Origin of the sequence: Pedobacter psychrodurus (assembly GCF_032678585.1) — a bacterium.
Taxonomy (GTDB): Bacteria; Bacteroidota; Bacteroidia; order Sphingobacteriales; family Sphingobacteriaceae; genus Pedobacter; species Pedobacter psychrodurus_A.
In genome coordinates this window covers 106344-123352 of record NZ_JAVTSN010000004.1, presented here as the reverse complement: position 1 = coordinate 123352, position 17009 = coordinate 106344, and the positions used below count along the sequence as shown (strand labels likewise).

The 17009-nt window shown below is 40.5% G+C and carries 12 protein-coding genes; 1 reads left to right on the top strand and 11 read right to left on the bottom strand.

All coding sequences use genetic code 11. The annotated features are described in order from the left end of the window. Positions 1-44: 44 nt before the first annotated feature. From R2S57_RS04065 to R2S57_RS04035, 7 genes are all read right to left on the bottom strand, one after another. Entirely contained in the window at positions 45-1838 is a 1794-nt protein-coding gene (locus R2S57_RS04065; RefSeq protein WP_316843831.1) for a RagB/SusD family nutrient uptake outer membrane protein, read from the bottom strand. 10 nt (positions 1839-1848) lie between these two features. Further along, positions 1849-5121 carry a TonB-dependent receptor gene (locus tag R2S57_RS04060; RefSeq protein WP_316843830.1) on the bottom strand — a complete coding sequence of 1091 codons (3273 nt, stop codon included), beginning with the start codon at positions 5119-5121 and terminating at the stop codon, positions 1849-1851. Positions 5122-5762: 641 nt separating this feature from the next. Then, positions 5763-6779 carry a zinc-binding alcohol dehydrogenase family protein gene (locus R2S57_RS04055; protein WP_316843829.1) on the bottom strand — a complete coding sequence of 339 codons (1017 nt, stop codon included), beginning with the start codon at positions 6777-6779 and terminating at the stop codon, positions 5763-5765. Between the two features lie 21 nt (positions 6780-6800). Beyond that, on the bottom strand, positions 6801-7580 hold the full coding sequence (locus R2S57_RS04050; protein WP_316843828.1) for an SDR family oxidoreductase: 780 nt from the start codon (positions 7578-7580) through the stop codon (positions 6801-6803). Continuing rightward, positions 7577-8659: a mandelate racemase/muconate lactonizing enzyme family protein gene (locus R2S57_RS04045; RefSeq protein WP_316843827.1), complete on the bottom strand. Its 1083-nt coding sequence runs from the start codon at positions 8657-8659 to the stop codon at positions 7577-7579. The genes R2S57_RS04050 and R2S57_RS04045 overlap by 4 nt, the downstream gene beginning before the upstream one ends. A gap of 41 nt (positions 8660-8700) precedes the next feature. Then, on the bottom strand, positions 8701-9153 hold the full coding sequence (locus R2S57_RS04040; RefSeq protein ID WP_316843826.1) for an L-rhamnose mutarotase: 453 nt from the start codon (positions 9151-9153) through the stop codon (positions 8701-8703). Between the two features lie 27 nt (positions 9154-9180). Beyond that, positions 9181-10638: an alpha-L-fucosidase gene (locus R2S57_RS04035; RefSeq protein WP_316843825.1), complete on the bottom strand. Its 1458-nt coding sequence runs from the start codon at positions 10636-10638 to the stop codon at positions 9181-9183. Between the two features lie 169 nt (positions 10639-10807). Between R2S57_RS04035 and R2S57_RS04030 the strand changes: the two genes are divergently transcribed. After that, on the top strand, positions 10808-11686 hold the full coding sequence (locus R2S57_RS04030) for an AraC family transcriptional regulator (protein WP_316843824.1): 879 nt from the start codon (positions 10808-10810) through the stop codon (positions 11684-11686). Between the two features lie 260 nt (positions 11687-11946). Here the strand turns inward: R2S57_RS04030 and R2S57_RS04025 are convergent, their stop codons facing one another. From R2S57_RS04025 to R2S57_RS04010, 4 genes are all read right to left on the bottom strand, one after another. Continuing rightward, the gene (locus tag R2S57_RS04025) at positions 11947-13539 is read right to left on the bottom strand and encodes an alpha-L-fucosidase (protein WP_316843823.1); all 1593 of its coding nucleotides are present in this window, start codon (positions 13537-13539) and stop codon (positions 11947-11949) included. A gap of 194 nt (positions 13540-13733) precedes the next feature. Next, on the bottom strand, positions 13734-14381 hold the full coding sequence (locus tag R2S57_RS04020; protein ID WP_316843822.1) for an SGNH/GDSL hydrolase family protein: 648 nt from the start codon (positions 14379-14381) through the stop codon (positions 13734-13736). Between the two features lie 96 nt (positions 14382-14477). Further along, a complete protein-coding gene (locus R2S57_RS04015) occupies positions 14478-14801 on the bottom strand; it encodes an SGNH/GDSL hydrolase N-terminal domain-containing protein (protein ID WP_316843821.1) in 324 nt (107 codons plus the stop codon). A 72-nt stretch (positions 14802-14873) separates the two neighbouring features. Next, positions 14874-16997 carry a GDSL-type esterase/lipase family protein gene (locus R2S57_RS04010; protein ID WP_316843820.1) on the bottom strand — a complete coding sequence of 708 codons (2124 nt, stop codon included), beginning with the start codon at positions 16995-16997 and terminating at the stop codon, positions 14874-14876. Positions 16998-17009: the final 12 nt, after the last annotated feature.

The window sequence follows — 17009 nt, the reverse complement described above, 5'->3', positions numbered from 1 at the left end:
AATGCACGAGATCTGATCTGACCTTCGTGCATTTAAGTTATCTGTTACCAGCCCGGAGACTGTTTGAGGTTCGGATTGAGTACCGTTTGCTGAAGTGGAATTGGGAAATAATAATATTTTGGCGCAATAAATTCCCTTTTCTGCGTCTTGTCCTTGGTAAACATAATATTACCAGAACTTCCGTTTGAAAGGTAAAATGTACCGTCACTGATAAAATATTTAACCAGTCTTGCCTGCTCTGCGGCTGGAAGTGATGAAATCGGGCCAAGTGAACTTGGATTTTCCAAAATTGCAATATCATTGATACCGTCTCCTGTAACATCAAGTGCTCCCAGTGCAGGTACATACATACCTTTTGGGTCCTGGGCTAAAAGCGTCCCTGCTTTCCATCGCATTAAATCGTCATATCTAAAACCCTCGCAGGCCAGCTCGGTTCTGCGCTCACGTCTGATCTCCAATAATAAACCTTTATTTGCACCGGTAATGTTTGGATATTTTGCTTCCTGAACAGGATCGATGCTTGTATTTGCAACAGCCATATTTAGGGCTGGCAATCCCGCTCTTGTTCTTAACAGACCTACAGTCTTATCAAGGTCTGCCTGGGTAATGGTACCCAGCTCGGCCTTCGATTCTGCATTGATCAACAATACTTCTGCATAGCGCATAATCGGCAAGTCAGTATAATTTAAGGCAAAACCTCCACGCTGTGCCGGGTCTCTCGGGTAATATTTTACCTGAAGGTACCCACCAAAACTTGGCCGGATCACATAAGGCTGTGGCAATGCAGGGTTTGTTGAAAATCCCGGGGGCATAATGGTTTCCCCCATACGTGGATCTCTGTTGGTAAAAATTTCGGTCAGTGTTTTGGTGCTGTAATTAGGTACATCTGTAAAACGTGTTCCATCTTTCATCAGGAAATCGTTTGCCAAACTTCCGCTTAATGCCCATTGATAATCGAATACAGTGTGTGAATTATTGGCAACACCTTCGTTTTTATCGCCTCTGTTCAAAAATATCACCTCAGGATTCGAAGCCAGACTGCTGCTGCAGAACAAAGTCCTAAAATCAACAGAAGGATTGCCGGTACTGTAAATCCTCAGCCCGCTGTTATCCATAACTGTTTGAGATGCGCTCACTGCCCTTTCCAAAAACCTGCTTGCTGTACTTTGTAAACCAAGTTCGTCATGGTATTTACGGAAAGTGCCCTCATGCTGGGCAACCCTTGCCAATAATGTAAGCGCGGCCCATCTGGTTATTCTTGAATTAAGTGTATTCGTAGCAGCATCAGATTTGATATTGGCAGCAGCATACTCCAGATCAGCCATTACAGAATCTACTACCAAGGTACGCGGATCCTTTGGTTTAGTCAAGGCTGCCTGATTTTCGGTAGCGATAACGTGATTGTACCAAGGTAAATCGCCATACTTTTTTACTTCCTGGTAGTAAACATAAGCCCTGAAAAACCGGGCTATGCCTACGAAATGTTTAATTGAAGCGGCATCTCCGATAGTCTGGTCAAGGTGGTCCATCATAAAATTGATCCTTCTGATATTCCCCCAGGCATCCCAGCCCGAAACATTTGCCGGCGTTACCCCTCCACGGAGCATATTATCAACCGTTGATGACCCTGTGTAAGCTGAAAGATTATCTGAAAAGATATCTTCGTAAACTGCCGGTACCATTCCATAAAAACCGTTGGTATAGGTTTCAAGGTCAGCTGGGGTCCTAAAGAAATTCTCCTCTGTTACACCTGTTTGTGGCAGGCGATTTAAAAATTCTTTCTTACATCCAAGTACAAAGACAGTAAGAAGAAATAAAACATACTTTATATTTCGCATGATGATATAATTATAAGCCAACATTTAAACCAAAAGAATAAGTCCGCTGAAATGGATAGATATTTCCGTTCAGCCCTTCAGGATCAAGTTTTACCTTGAGGTGTGATATTTCGAAAAGGTTTTCGCCGCTCACATAAAAGTGTACATTACTCAGGCGTATCTTTTTCAACAAGTTTTTAGGAAGACTATAGCCCAGGGTTATGTTCTTTACACGTAGGTAACTTGCATCCTGCATATAACGTTCGTTAGGGATACCCAATACCTGATTGGCCCTTTCGGCAGTGTACGCCCTAACTGCGGGGAAGTAAGCATTTGGATTTTCAGGGGTCCAATGATCTAAATTTTGAACGGTAACATTTGTCCAAGGCTGTGCGTATATGCCCCAAAAATAGATATTCGCAGCTGGCGGATACCAGTCACGTTTGGCTACCCCCTGCAGAAACACCCTGATATCGAAGTTTTTCCATCCACCCGATAAATCAAAGCTGTATGGATAACGGATGCTAGAATTGCCAACACGCTGAAGATCGCCATGATTGGCAAGTGTATTGTTGCCAAAATTTACTTTATTATCACCATTTATATCGGCAAATTTAACATCGCCTACATAAAACTTATAGTTCTGGTTCGTAGATCCTACCGCTGTCTGATCCGCATGTGATGCCAGTTCCTGGGCATTCTGAAAAAACCCTTCGGTTTGCAATCCCCATATTTCGCCGAGCTCCTTGCCCTCATAATAATCGGTCAAGATGCCCGTAGGATTATCGTACTTGGTAATAATTGCCTTATTGTCTGAAATTACAAATGCCGCGCTATAAAAGAACGGGGAACCGGCAAGGTCACCGCTATCTCTCCAACCCAAACGCAGTTCCCATCCTTTGGTTTTGAGGTCGGCCGCATTAAATCTTGGTGCTGCTGTACCGAATACACCTGGCAAAGTACGCCCTGGTACAAGCATGTCTTTTGTATAACGGGTGTATTTATCAAAATTCACCTGTAACCTATTTTTAAACAGGCCGAGATCCACTCCAAAGTTTACCGTAGAGACCTTTTCCCATGTCAAGCTTGACGCCACCGCACCAGGGGCGTTCACAGTTGTTGGTCTGGTTGGTCCGAGCAACTGCCCGATCTGAGAACTTGGCATTGTAGGGATGTAAGGATAGTTCAACAGGTTACCTGCTGAATCGTAAACGTACTGATTACCCAGGGAACCGTATGAAGCCCTGATTTTAAAAACATCAAACACATTTTTTAAAGGCTTGAAGAATGATTCTTCAGATACCAGCCATCCTGCTGATGCCGAAGGAAAAAAGCCCCACCTATCGTTCTGTGGAAAACGTGATGAGCCATCATATCTACCATTAAGCTCTACCAGATATCTATTTTTAAAATTATAGTTTACCCTGTAGAATAAGCCCCTTAATGCCCAATCATCGATCGATTCATTAGTTGTCATTGTGCCTGTTGCCAGCTGAACAGACGGTAAGGTATTTGATATTAAATTATTGCGTCTTGCAGAAAACCAGTCATCTTTTCTATATTCCTGGTTGTACCCCACCAATCCCTGAAGGTAATGGTTCCCCATCTGTTTATGTGCGTCGGTATAAATATTAATCACATCATAACGGGTATTATCGTTTCTGCTCTGTGCGTAAGAGGTTGTAGAACCGGCATACTGAACCGGATTGTTCGGTCCTGTTTTATACTCAATCGGGATATCGAAAGAGTTGGTTTTCCCCGCTGTTCTTCTAATGGTAGCATCCCCTTTAATGCTCCAGATATCTTTAATTAAGGAGGCATTAAGTGATAAACTGGTCTGAAATTCATTGATGCGGTTTACCGATCTTCCCCCTTGCTGCATTCTTCCCAAGGTTCCTGCTCCTGCAGAAGTCCAGCTTCCATCCGGGTTTTTCACAACATCCAGAGGATTTTGGCGGTTCACATTCCAGAAGAAATCGCCATCCGAGGCCATATATACGGGCTGGTCATAATCGCTGCTGGTAAGCATGGTATTGTTTGCAAAACTCAACCATTTGGTAAGCTTCACATCGACTTTGCTCCTCAAATTATACCTGTTGTATACATCATTTCCATATTTCAACATTCCATCCTGACTATAGTATTCGCCAGAGAACAGGTAATTGATATTTTCAGTACTGCGGCCAATACTTACATTTGCTGATGTGGTAGGGGCAGTATTATAATAAGCTTCATCCACCCAGTTTGTAGTGCCATAGTAAGCCCAGTTCTGGGTATTCCCCGGACTCAGGATCACCTCTGGAAGTGAGGGATCTGCCGAACGTTTTTTGGCATAGTCCCTTACCGATTCCGGATACAGGTTATACAAAGGTATCCCGGCTGCATTTTTAAGATCCATTACCGTATAGGGATCTGTTACCAGCTCTGGCATTTTACCTATCGTGCGTAATGCAGTATAAACATTTGCATTTACCGTTAACGCATTGTTTTTAGCCGTTTTGGTTGTAATCAGCACCACTCCGAATGATGCACGCCCGCCATAAATGGCCGCAGATGCAGCATCCTTTAGAACACTTACACTTTCGACATCGGCTGGATTGATCCTCGCAAGTTCAGCTTCGGTGAATGGAATGTTGTCAACCAGGATCAGAGGACTACCGCCATTGATGGAAGTTGTACCACGGATATTAAAGCTGGCGCCCCCATTTGGCCGGCCGCTTGGTACGGTAATATTTAGGTTGGGAATAAGACCCTGCAGGCCTGCACCCAGGTTATTAATCGGCCTGTTTTTTAACTGCGTTGCAGTAACCTGATCAACAGCTCCCGTTAAATTTACCTTTCGTTGCGTGCCGTACCCTACTACTACTGTTTCATTTAAGGTAGTTGCTTCTTCTTCCATTAAAACATTAAGGTCGGTATCCGAACCAAGCTGAACTTCTTTGGTAAAATAGCCAACAAAACTAAAAACCAGCGTCGCTTTTTCAGGTACGGCAATACTGAACCGTCCGTTTTTATCGGTTATGGTCTGTTTTTTAGCTGCACCTTTTACATAAACTGAAACTCCGGGCAGTACACCTGTCTTATCCTTAACCGTTCCTTTTATTATAACATCAGCTTTAGTTGTTAAGCTGTGGATTAATGCAGTTGAATTATCCCGTTTGTCAGGAAAATTATTTGAGGAGCCGGCGAACGAAGATAAGCTAGCCATCAACATGGCGCCTGTCAGAATAGACGGCAGCTGAAGCTTTAAAGGCAGGTGCCTTAGCCAGCGATTATTTTTTTGCTGTAAGGAAAAGTTATCCATATATTGGAGAAATTAATGTGATGACATTTGACAGATAAATTAATTTGATTCACTTTAATAAAATGGAGGTGTTAGCGCACTTCCATTTACTTGCCTTTGATCAGTCGATCGGCACATGAACCATCATGTATTTCTAAATTTCATATTGGGGATCCAACAGGATCGTTTACTTTGAGAAAGACTAACTATCATCGATAGAAAAATATTGCGGGTTCATAATAACGGTTGGTTTTATCCTTATTTGGATTAAACAAGGAATTAATATTGTTTAGCAAAACTAAACTTTGTTTATTACAAATACGCTAAATCTTTGTTAAATTTTGGTTACCAAAGGAAAACTATGCTGAACAATTTTGAGACATTCTATCTGGCAACTTGACAAACCGGTTCGAAGTGGAGCATTGGGTATTTCAGAAAAAACAACAACCCGTTTATTTTTCAAACTGACGCCTGATTATAGAAAAAAGTGCATTTTTTGACCATTCGGTTATATTTTAGACAATAGCTTTATTGGATAATTCTTCGAACTTTAGCGAATTGGAGCCCATAGGGAGCTTAGGTTTGTACGCGCTAAAAGGAGCGCTATGTACCAATTAGTAATAATATCTTCTACTTTGTTCCCAAAGTAATACATGTCATATTTAAAAATCAATAATTGCCTTGATTACGTTTTCTTCAGGAAGATATAATCTTTCGAATTCATCTACCAGATCGTTAAATGCAATACGATGGGTAATATAACCAGAAGTATTAATTACACCACTTTTAAACCCTGCAATTACCTTTCTAAAATCTTCAGATGTTGCTGCTCTGCTTGCTTTAACATTTAACTCTTTTCGATGAAAATTCGGATCATTAAAGACAACGTCTCCCTGAAATAAACCAACAAAAACAATTGTTCCTCCAGCAGCGGCATAATCAAAACTCTTTTCCATGGAATTTTTGTTCCCACTGGCGTCGATTACAACCGTAGGAAGGTCGTTACCGAGTAAATTTTGAATGTCATTAATCACATTCTCGCTGAGCAAAATGGTTTGCACTGCAGGATAATTTTCTTTTATATAGCCGAGCCTATGCTTATTTAAATCAAGGGCAATTAGTTTAGCTCCTTTTAAATCTGCCATGGCAATTGCAGCTATGCCGATCGGACCTATTCCTACTACCAAGACGATATCTTCAGCGGTTACTTCTGCGCGTTCAACAGCATGACTTCCTATAGCAAAGGGCTCTACTATTGCAACCTGATCTGGCGTAAGGCCATTTGCCTCGTGCACGTTTTCACCTGCGTAAATAAAGTATTCTTGCAATGCACCGTCTTCATGAACACCGAGAACGGTTAACTGGCTGCCACAGGTTGCTCTACCTCTTCTAACTGCCTGGTCTATCATAGCATTGCGATATGGCTCTATACTACATAGATCACCAGGTTTGAGATGGGTAATACCCTCACCAATTGCTACAACTTCAGCAGCGATTTCGTGCCCAAGGATACGCGGATACGAAAAAAAAGGTTGTTTGCCTCTATACGCATGTAAATCAGTGCCACAGATAGAAATATTTTTGACCTTCATCAGTACTTCTCCCTTGCCCGGTTGGTTGGGCATAGGTTTGAGAATTGTTTCAAATTTTCCCGGTTGTTGCAATACAATAGCTTTCATGATTGAGTATTAATCTATTTATTAAAAATTAATCGCTGCTCCTCCATCAACTGGTAAAACTACACCAGTTATATACCTGGCTGCCGTTGAGGAAAGGAATACGGCAGTATAACCGATGTCTGCGGGCGTACCAAAACTATCCATGGCAATACGGCTTGTTATTTTCTGTTTGCGCAAGGGATCAGAATTAACAGCATTCAAAAACATAGGACTTTCTATCCAGCCGGGAACAATCGTATTTATCCTGATGTTGTAGGTGGAAAATTCAGTTACCAGGCTATGCATCAAACCGGTTAGTGCGGCTTTAGAAGTACCGTAAGCGGCCACCCTGTCGATCCCAAAAATACCGGCCATGGAGCCAATGAAAAGGATAGTGCCACCTGTGCGTTCCGACATTTTTTTAGCACAGGCTTTGCTCAGGCCAAAAACACTGAGCAGGTTTGTTTGGATAATGTTTTCAAATTCAGCATCTGAGGTATCGAGTGCCCATTTTTTAAGGTGGATACCTGCATTGTTTACTAAAATATCAATTGGAGCGACAGCATTTTCAATTTCATTAATAAAATGGGGTATAGCTGCTTTTTGGGTCACATCAAATACAAAATAAAAGCAATTATCTCCAAGTTTTTTCTGGGCCTTCAATAGCTTATCTGCATCTCTTCCGGTAATCACTACGGTTGCTCCTGCTGCTATCATCGCCTTTGCAATACCTAAACCGATTCCAGTTCCCCCACCCGTTATTAAAGCCGTTTTTTTTGTTAGCGAGAATATTTCTATCCCCATATTTAAGTTCATCGTCATTTAATTTCCGTTAGTTGTTCATCTAAAAACCTAAAACCCCAGCCTGGCTGCTGGTGTGGATAAGCATAACCGTCTTTTATCTGCGTGGGGTTATCAATGAGATCATCTATCCAGTCAAAACTTTCTACGCCTACGCCATTGGCAATCGTACATACCAGCGGCACATCATAATCCTTGTAATAGTGTGGTAAAACAGGGATTTGATATGCGGCAGCCAGGGCAGCACTATCTCTCCAGGCATCAACCCCACCTATCCTCAAGATATCGGGCTGCCAAATATCAATGGCATTTCTTTTGGCAAGCTCTACCATTGGAAAGGTATCATACTCTCGTTCTCCCATGGCAAGAGAGATCCCGGTTTGAGCTTTCAGGCTTTGATAACCATCAAAATTCTGATGGTTTATCGGCTCTTCGAACCAGTAAATATTGAGTTTGGCAGCTTTACGGGCCAGTTGTATGGCTTGCGGAACCTGCATACCCTGATTGGCGTCCATCATAATATTAACCTCATTACCTACAGCTTCTCTTACCAACCTTAGGCGTTCTTCGTCCGTTTGCCAGTCTGGAGAACCAACCTTTATTTTCACCGCTTTAAAGCCACGCGCTTTATAACTGCTTACCTCTTCAATTAATTCATCTGTGGTATAGGACAGCCAACCGCCGCTACCATAAATGGCACATTTTTCCCTATAAAGTCCGAACATCTTCCAAATCGGGACATCCAGCGTACGCGACCAGGCATCCCACATGGCAATATTTATAGCTCCAGCAGCCCATTTATTTAGGCCGTTATTCCCAAAATATTCTGTATCATGTGCCAATTTTTGGGCAACTTTTCCCATTTGGTTGGCTTCATATCCCAAGATACCAGGCAAAGCATCCTTTAATGCACCTAAAATGGCATTGGGTGAATATTGAAATGACAACAGGTAACTTTCGCCAACAATACCATTTTCAAGCTGTAGTCTTAATACCAAAAAGGATATTTCTGTTAAAGTATGTGTAGCATCGGCAATTGGTTTCTTGAGCTTGCTTTTTGCTGAGAATAGGCTATAACTCTTTATTTTTGTTGAAGACATGTTATTGTTTAATTAAATTTTGTCGAAGTATTTATTAACCTTTAATCCACATGGAATACTTCTTCCATACGGCTCCAGGTTTCTCCTTTGGCAGCCGCATCTGGAAGCGCCAACTGAGTAGGTGCTGTTTCTTTCCACCAACGCTGTGTTGTGGTATCTGCAGCCATTTTTTTCATGTCGGCGGCAAAGTTGGCGCCGGTATATTCCCAATAACTAAACAGATAAGGTTTCCCATCAATTTCTTTTAAATAAACAGAATAGTTGCTGATATTACATTCGGTATTTTTTTTCAACACCCCAGGCCAAACTGCTGCGTGAATTTTTTTGTAATAAGCAACTTTTTCAGGCTTTAAGCCCGTAACCATACCGTAGCGTTCCACCTTATTTTTTTTAACTGCTCCATTGTCTGAAATATTATTTTTTACTGGCTGACTGCATGATGTGAACACAAAAAAGGGCATGACTAGTGTTGATAAAAACTTTAATCTTTTCATGTATTTGGTTCTAAATATTTTGTAAAATCAGTTGCCTGCGCCAACTTCGCTGATCATAGCTTCATCAATTGATTTCAAAATCTGCAACTTAATGTATCTTGCTTTTACTGGAGAAAAACTGGCAATTTTAAGATCAGAGGTTTTACTCCAATAATCACTTTTAACGGCTTTAAAGCTTTGGTTATCATTTGAGACCGATAATACGTATTGAGTAACAATACCGCTATAACCTTTTAATTGTGCAGGTAAGTAATAGAATTTGCTGATGCTCTCTTCGGATCCTAAATCCAATACGATGTAACGTTCTGTATCCGGAGAAAATTTCCAGTAGGTTTGAAATGCCGCAAAACCTCCGTTGTCTCCTACAAGATCGCTTATACCATCGGCCATTACCGAAGCTGTTTTCTGGCTAAGCAAATCTGCAATGGGAGATCCGTCGCCTGCCGCACCTTTCGGCTCTATAAATGCTTCTCCTGTTGAGGATGATACAATTGTTGATTTGAGGTATACCCTTGGGATAACCGGTTGTTTTGGCAATGGTAACCTATCAGCTTTCTTCCATCTTTTTCCAACTCCTTCCAGGTGCTCCACGGCTTCCCGATCAAAAAGACCTTCTCTATTAGGGCCAATGTTTATCATATAATTGCAGTATAGTGGAATAACCCTTTGTAATTTATCTAGCGTATAATTAATATCCTTTACTTCTTTTGGGGCATTGGTATGCCAGAACCAGCCATTGGTAAGCGTTAGGGCCATTTGTGAGGGATAAACATTATTACCTTGCGGATACACACCTTTAGGGCCCTCGTAATACACAAGATCGGTTTGTAGCGGGCTGTTTCCGTTATGCTCGCTTACTAAACAATTGGGCTGAAGTTTCTTGATGTGATCGTAAATACGCTGATAAGAAATGGATTTATGCCCCATCTTCCAGTTCCATCCATCAAAAATAATCATTGGAATTTCTCCATAATTACTGAGCAGTTCGGTTAATTGGTTCATTACAAATTCTTCTTGTTTTGCCCCTCCGTTTTCTACCCCATTATGTCTGTCCCAAATAGAAAAGTACAAACAGGGTTTAAGCCCTTCTTTACGGAACGCTTTCACATATTCGGCAACAACGTCCCTTTTTAATGGACTATTGCCGATGTCGTAATCGGTATATTTCGAGTCCCATAAACAAAAACCATCATGATGTTTTGTGGTTAAAATACCATAGGTCATACCTGCAGCCTTACAGGCTTTTGCCCATTGGCTACAATCAAGCTTTGTAGGGTTAAATTCTTTGGGGTCATGCCGGGGACTGGCCCACTCTTCATCGGTAAAAGTTCCCATGTTAAAATGTATCATGGCACCAAAACGCAGATCCACAAAATTTGACTGGAGCAGGTATAAATCCTTTTCCATCTTCTGCTGCGCAAAGGTGAGCACTGTACATAGGCAAATGCAAAAAGTTAATATGTTTTTCTTGACGGTACTATTCATTATATAATTTGGTTTAACGTTATGGGAGCTAATTTATAGGTAGAAATATCGAATAACCAGAGTTTGATTTGCCAATACCGAAACTATATTAACCAGTTTAGCCATAATCCTTTTTACTAATGATAATTTAGCTATTTTTATACATCAAATTTCAAAAGATCTTCTTACTATGAAACCGATTTTCGCCAAAATACTGGATGGTAAAATAAACGATATCTATGGGCTAAAAGTGATAGATGCGCCTTATTTTTCAACTGATTTCCATTTTCACGAGGAATGTCAACTGGTATATCACATAGAAAGCGAGGGGCGGGTAATGATTGGCGACAGCATCGGTAGCTTTGATAACGAAGAACTGATTTTTGTAGGCTCCAACTTGCCACATGTATGGCACAATAACACACATTATTTTAGTGCTTCATCAACAGACCTTCATGCAAGGTCGATCTCACTTTTTATACATCCCGAAAAGATTTTGTTTTTTTTTAGAGAGCCAGAAAACATACAGCAGGTTAAATCTTTTTTTCAGCTTGCCAAACGGGGCATGAAGTTCGGTGCATGTACAAAAAAAAAAGTAAAAACATTATTGATTAAAATGGCATCCGTAACCCAGGAATTTAGTCTTTTAATAGCTCTTCTGGAAGTCTTAAATACACTCTGTTATGCTACAGATTATGAATTGTTAACCAGCCCGGGTTATATCAATAATTTTCAGCTAAAAGATAATGACAGGATGGATAAAATATTGAAGTATGTTTTTAACAATTTCGACAAAGAAATTCTACTCAGCGAAGCTGCAGATATGACCAATATGAGTAAGCAGGCTTTCTGTAGATATTTTAAACAGCGCACGCAAAAAACCTTTGTAACTTTTGTTAATGAAGTAAGGATAGGCCATGCCTGTAAATTATTAGCGGAAACTGATAAACAAATCGGCGAGCTGGCTTATATCTGCGGTTTTAATTGCCTGCCTAATTTTAATAAATTTTTCAAAATGGCCAAAGGGGTTACTCCAAATGAGTACAAAAAAATGTTGATCAGGCGCTAAAGATTAAAACGTTAAAATGACTGAACTATATTTTTCAGAGCATTGCCACCCTCGGTTTAATGCATAAGTGGTGAATAATACCATCTTAACCGAGATCCAGATTAACTTAAAAAGTTAATTTCTATGAAACAGGTTTCTTTAGTATCATAAACGGTGGATTAATAATCCACCGTTAAATAGTTTAAGTATTTATTTTGCATTGCTTAAACCAACCACTTAAGAATCTGTCCTAAGGGATGAATTATAAAAATTATTCCTTCCTACAATAATCCTTCTATCTTGTAAACTTTAGTAAACTTAAAGTTATTGTCTACCTCAACTGGAATGATCAATTTATCTCCGCTTTGTTTAAAATTTATTTTTTTATTGTTCCCCATGGCTTCAACATTGGTTACTTTTTTTGTATTGTAATCGGACTGGTAACCTAATGAAGGGATCTCAACGTTCCCTTTCACAGGATTCAGAACAAAAACATACAGGTTTTTCCCTTTGCTTGTAAAACGGATCTCATTATTTGGATAAGGTTTACTGGCCTTAGTGCGCTCATTAAAATCTTGGCTTTCCTGCTTTTTGTTAGCTTCCAGATCTGCATTGGTTATATTTTTCTCTTGTTTGCCACCATGCAGGTTATCGCCGTACATTTTCCACGGTTTACTGGCATAAATGGCTTCTGCATTTGTATTGATCCATTTACCAATGGTATCCAGTATAAGTTTATGGTCGGCTGGTATCCGCCCGTCTGGTAATAATTCAACATTTAAAAGCAGGTTTCCGTTTTTACTGATAATATCAGTAAGGGTTTCTATTACCGTTCTGGCATTGTGCCTTATCGGTTCGTCACTTTTGTAAAACCAACTACCAAACGTTAAGGTTCCCTGCCATGGATAAGGCAAAATTTCTTTCGCACCACCCCGCTCTATATCTTTTACGGTTGAGGGTTCGTTATTAAATTTACCGGCAACTATGGTGGTAACTTTGCCATGCTCCTGCAAACTTTTATTAAAATAATAGGTACACGCCTCTTTGCCATAATCCCCATACGGGAAACCATAGCCATCGAACCAAAGTAAATCGGGTTTATATTTGGTCACCAGCTCTTCCGTACGTTTCACATAAGTTTCTTTAACGCTTTTAATCCATTCGGGCGTACGTTTTTCTGGTGGTAGTCCATATAAATCTGCCGGATCAAGGCCTTCCCACCATTTCCCTTTTCCATCAGCCTTTGTCATCCATCCATCGTATTTCACGCCTTTTTTTGCACCAGAAGTATCGGCACCAAAAGCAGTTTTCCACCAATCAAGATATCGATCATCATGAGAACTTACGCCAAAGGGAATACCATACTTTACTGCCGATTTTTGAAACATTCCTATAAGGTCCTTTTTAGGGCCTACATTTACCGAATTCCAGGGTTGATAGGTGGAGGCAAAATTATCGAAATGGTCGTGGTGGTTAGCCAGGGCAACAAAATACTTTGCACCAATGCTTTTGAAATATTTAAGCAGTTCGTCGGTATTTAATTTATCCGCTTTCCATTCGTGGATTACATCTTTAAAACCTTTTTCGGATGGATGTCCATAGGTTTTGAGCTGATAAGGATAAGCTTTTTCGCCCCAGGTTTCCTTACCAACATTTTGCATGTACATGTGTTTGGCGTACCAACCTCCACCTTCGGCAGGTTGGGTTTGAGCACCCCAGTGCACCCAAATACCAAAGCGCGCTTCGGTATACCATTTAGGAAACTGGTAATCTGTACGGAGTTCTTCCCAGGTAAGGTTTTTCTGCTGGGCAATTACAACTGTTTTTGTTAATAACAGGCATAGCAGTAAATAAAATTTAGTTTTTGGTTTCATTTGTGTTTTGGTTTTTGGTTCAGTGGTTAATGCGTGGTACAAAATATCTATAGCGATAAGACATGTATTTTGGGCGTGCCCCCAATCTGCGCATGGGGTCGGGCTATACGCTACAAGTCCTCGCTCGTGCCTCGCTGTGGGCTTTCCGCTGCTATCCCTCACGCTTAACAACATGCGTATTATGGTATTTAATTTTAATTTTTAAGTATTTGCTTTAGTTTTTTTTCGTAGGCCAGGGCATATTTCATCATGCCTAAATCAGTGGGATGCGTTCCGTCTATAGTGCTTTCAGTGTCAAATGCAATTTCTTTAGCAGTTAACAGAAAAATATTTTTTGAACCTGATTGAACAAGCTGTTTAAACGTTTTTTGCAAAACCTCATTAACCCGGGTATATTTGTTATAAAACGCGCTATCCAGATTTACTCCAGGTATACCACAAGCATGTTCTGTTAATAATATTGGCGTTGAAGCATGAACATTACGAATAGTTTTTACTGCATTAATCAGTCGTTTTTCCACTTCAGCATTAGAAAACTTTTTAATGTCGTGTAAGTTTGGCAAACAATCGAGCACGTACACACTTGCATCAATTTCATTAATCAGATCGAGCAACGGGGGTTCCAATTGGCCATTTCCCGAAAAACCAAGGTTGATTATTTCATTATTAAACTTTCGTCCCAAAATACTGCTCCACGCCAGGCCGGGCCGGCTTGCGCTGGTTCCCTGTAAAATAGAGGTACCATAAAGCACAATAGGCTTTTGCAAGTTATCTGGTTTAGCAAATTCAAAAGCAGTATGTTGAGGTACACCTATCTGCAATTCTGAAACTATCCTGTACATCGGCATATATAACCGATATTCTACTATAACTCCTTTATGGAGCAGGTTTTCAAACTGTACGCTTACAGTGTCGCCAAATGTTGATTTTCCATTAGCTCAATACCATTTATTATGGTTATCCCTCGCATAGAGGTCTACCCCACTCATCATCATCAATGTTGAATTAGATGGCAAATAACCTTTATTTACTTTGTACTTGACATGAATCTGGGTAGCATTGGAAGTAAAAGAAATGTATTCTCCTGCAGCGTTTTGAGCTAAATTCCATAATTCAGGGCGAACCGAAGCCTTTGCCTGTGCGGGCAACCTATCGAAAGGTTTCTCCAAACCAGTTTGCCAGTATCTGCCGTGTATTACAGAAAATGTTGCCCTGGTAGGATCATGCCATTGATAGGCTTGGCCCATACAAAACGTGCTCATACCAATCAATAAAAAAATTATACCAAGCGATACGTTCAGCCTATTAAATATTAGTTTTAACATCCTCATATCTTACTTATGTTTTAGCATTTCTGTTACAATTGGCTTCAATGCCGTTGCCCAGGCTTTATACCCCTCCGGCAATAAATGAATACCGTCTGAACTATATTTTAGTGGATCTAAATCGCCGTTGGGCAACATAAATGGTGTTGCAATAGATTGGTATTTAAATTTGTTATGTGGTTGCTTAGCCAGCAGTCGATGAACTTCTTCATATTTTTTTCTCCTTTCTTCATCCTTTTTTAACCCTGTGGGTAATGGTCCTAATAAAAGCACCTTGGTTGAAGGCATATTTTTCGTTGTCCAGTCGGTAACTTTTTTAATTCCTTCTACAATTTCTGAGGGACTATCGCCTGCTGAGATGTTGTTAACACCAATCATCACCACCATTACCTTTGGCTTAGCTTTTGCATAATTGCCATTTTGCAAACGCCAAAGGATATTTTGACTTCTATCGCCAGAAATACCTGCGCTTTCCCATTTTAAGTTTACAAAAACACTATCGAAAGCTTTAAAGCCCGGTTTATAGTTTACTGATGTTCTATGTCCACCAGTACCTTGTGTAATGGAGTTGCCCAGGAAGAGAATGTCTAGGTCTTTCTCTGCGAGCAACAAACTATCTATATCCTCATGTTGTGACCACCAATCTTTACCTTGAATCCAGCCAGCGCCTGATCGGTATTCTGCACCTGGCGCAGCAATAGCAGCGAAATTCACTTTTTGGCCAGTAGCTTTTAAAATGAAATCGGTAATGGGTGTTGGGTTTGGTAAACTGTGTGGATGGTGGTTAACATCTGGCTTATGGATTACCGTAATATCGCCACCATTTTCGCGGACTATTTTTTCGAAAGGTGTGGTGTTTTCGGCAATCGGTATCACATCATCAACATCGCCAACTACGTGTAACATCGGGAAACCAAGTTTTGCTATTTTCGACGCATTATCTAATGGATTTTTATCAAACGCATTCGCCTGATCGTCCGTTAACTGATAGTCTTTTTTCACAATCTCCCAATCGCTTTTACTCCCTGGGCCTTTACCTTTACCTCCAGGCCAGCTTTTTAAATCGAGTACAGGTGCATCGGCATAAATACAGGCCACTTTTTCTGGATTGGCCAAAGCCCAATTATATACATACACGCCACCGCGGCTCATCCCTTCTAAAGCCACTTTTTTGTTCAGGCCATTTTTTTTCATCAACGCATAAAATTTATTCCACAAAGAGATTGCTTCAGCATTGCCAAAAAGCTCAGCCACATCGCAATAAACTACATAAAAACCACGCTCGAGTAAAGATATGTCAGTTTGTGGCTCATGCCCCCAAAAACGTGCACGCCACACCCAAGGATGGTCTTTTGCCACTACTTTTGGTTTTACTACTTTACAATTCCTGCCATTTAAAGTAAAATCGGCACATTCATAACCATAAAAGTTGCTTATGGTAATGGCTTCTTTAATTTTCGGAAAAATGTCGAATTTTTGATCAGCGCCCAACTTAATCGTTTCATATAGTTTTGTGGCCATAATCGTTGCCCCAAGGGAAGATGGATGGATTTTATCAGGAAATAGACCTGCTTTATCAAGAAACAGGCTATGCAGGTTAACTACTTCTAAATGGCTTTCGTAAGCCACTTTTTGAATCATCGGGATAATCTTATTTTTTAATACCGGTTCGTAAATATAGGTTGTATCGGTTGAAAAGCTAGGCAAGGGCAGCAGCAGAATAATCCGCGGGTTAGTTGGTAACTGACTAAAACTGCTGATCAGTTCTTTATATGTACTTTCAAATTCGTTGTACCTGCCCCGGTTTGCAATCTTGCTATCATTGCTGCCAAGTTTTATGAATACCACATTGGGCTTGCTTGCTAAGGCATCGGCATATGCTTTTGTTTTCCAATAAGGGTTAGTGGTATTTTTTAACAGGGTTGCTCCACTGTGGCCAAAGTTCATTACTTCGTAAGTATTGCCCAACATATTTTGCAGCTGAGCGGGGTAACTGTTTTTTTCGCGGTTGGCAATATCCATGCCGTAGGTAATGCTATTGCCAACACAGGCAATTCTAATTTTTTCCTGGGCAAATGCAGATAAACAGGTCGTCAATAAAATGACCGTAAAAAAAAAGTACTTTTTTCTCATTTGTATTTTGAT

Excerpts from the sequence above, each read along its gene's own strand:
- R2S57_RS04065 (WP_316843831.1), bottom strand. The coding sequence starts at position 1,838 with ATGCGAAATATAAAGTATGTTTTATTTCTTCTTACTGTCTTTGTACTT.
- R2S57_RS04060 (WP_316843830.1), bottom strand. The coding sequence starts at position 5,121 with ATGGATAACTTTTCCTTACAGCAAAAAAATAATCGCTGGCTAAGGCAC.
- R2S57_RS04055 (WP_316843829.1), bottom strand. The coding sequence starts at position 6,779 with ATGAAAGCTATTGTATTGCAACAACCGGGAAAATTTGAAACAATTCTC.
- R2S57_RS04050 (WP_316843828.1), bottom strand. The coding sequence starts at position 7,580 with ATGACGATGAACTTAAATATGGGGATAGAAATATTCTCGCTAACAAAA.
- R2S57_RS04045 (WP_316843827.1), bottom strand. The coding sequence starts at position 8,659 with ATGTCTTCAACAAAAATAAAGAGTTATAGCCTATTCTCAGCAAAAAGC.
- R2S57_RS04040 (WP_316843826.1), bottom strand. The coding sequence starts at position 9,153 with ATGAAAAGATTAAAGTTTTTATCAACACTAGTCATGCCCTTTTTTGTG.
- R2S57_RS04035 (WP_316843825.1), bottom strand. The coding sequence starts at position 10,638 with ATGAATAGTACCGTCAAGAAAAACATATTAACTTTTTGCATTTGCCTA.
- R2S57_RS04030 (WP_316843824.1), top strand. The coding sequence starts at position 10,808 with ATGAAACCGATTTTCGCCAAAATACTGGATGGTAAAATAAACGATATC.
- R2S57_RS04025 (WP_316843823.1), bottom strand. The coding sequence starts at position 13,539 with ATGAAACCAAAAACTAAATTTTATTTACTGCTATGCCTGTTATTAACA.
- R2S57_RS04020 (WP_316843822.1), bottom strand. The coding sequence starts at position 14,381 with ATGTACAGGATAGTTTCAGAATTGCAGATAGGTGTACCTCAACATACT.
- R2S57_RS04015 (WP_316843821.1), bottom strand. The coding sequence starts at position 14,801 with ATGAGCACGTTTTGTATGGGCCAAGCCTATCAATGGCATGATCCTACC.
- R2S57_RS04010 (WP_316843820.1), bottom strand. The coding sequence starts at position 16,997 with ATGAGAAAAAAGTACTTTTTTTTTACGGTCATTTTATTGACGACCTGT.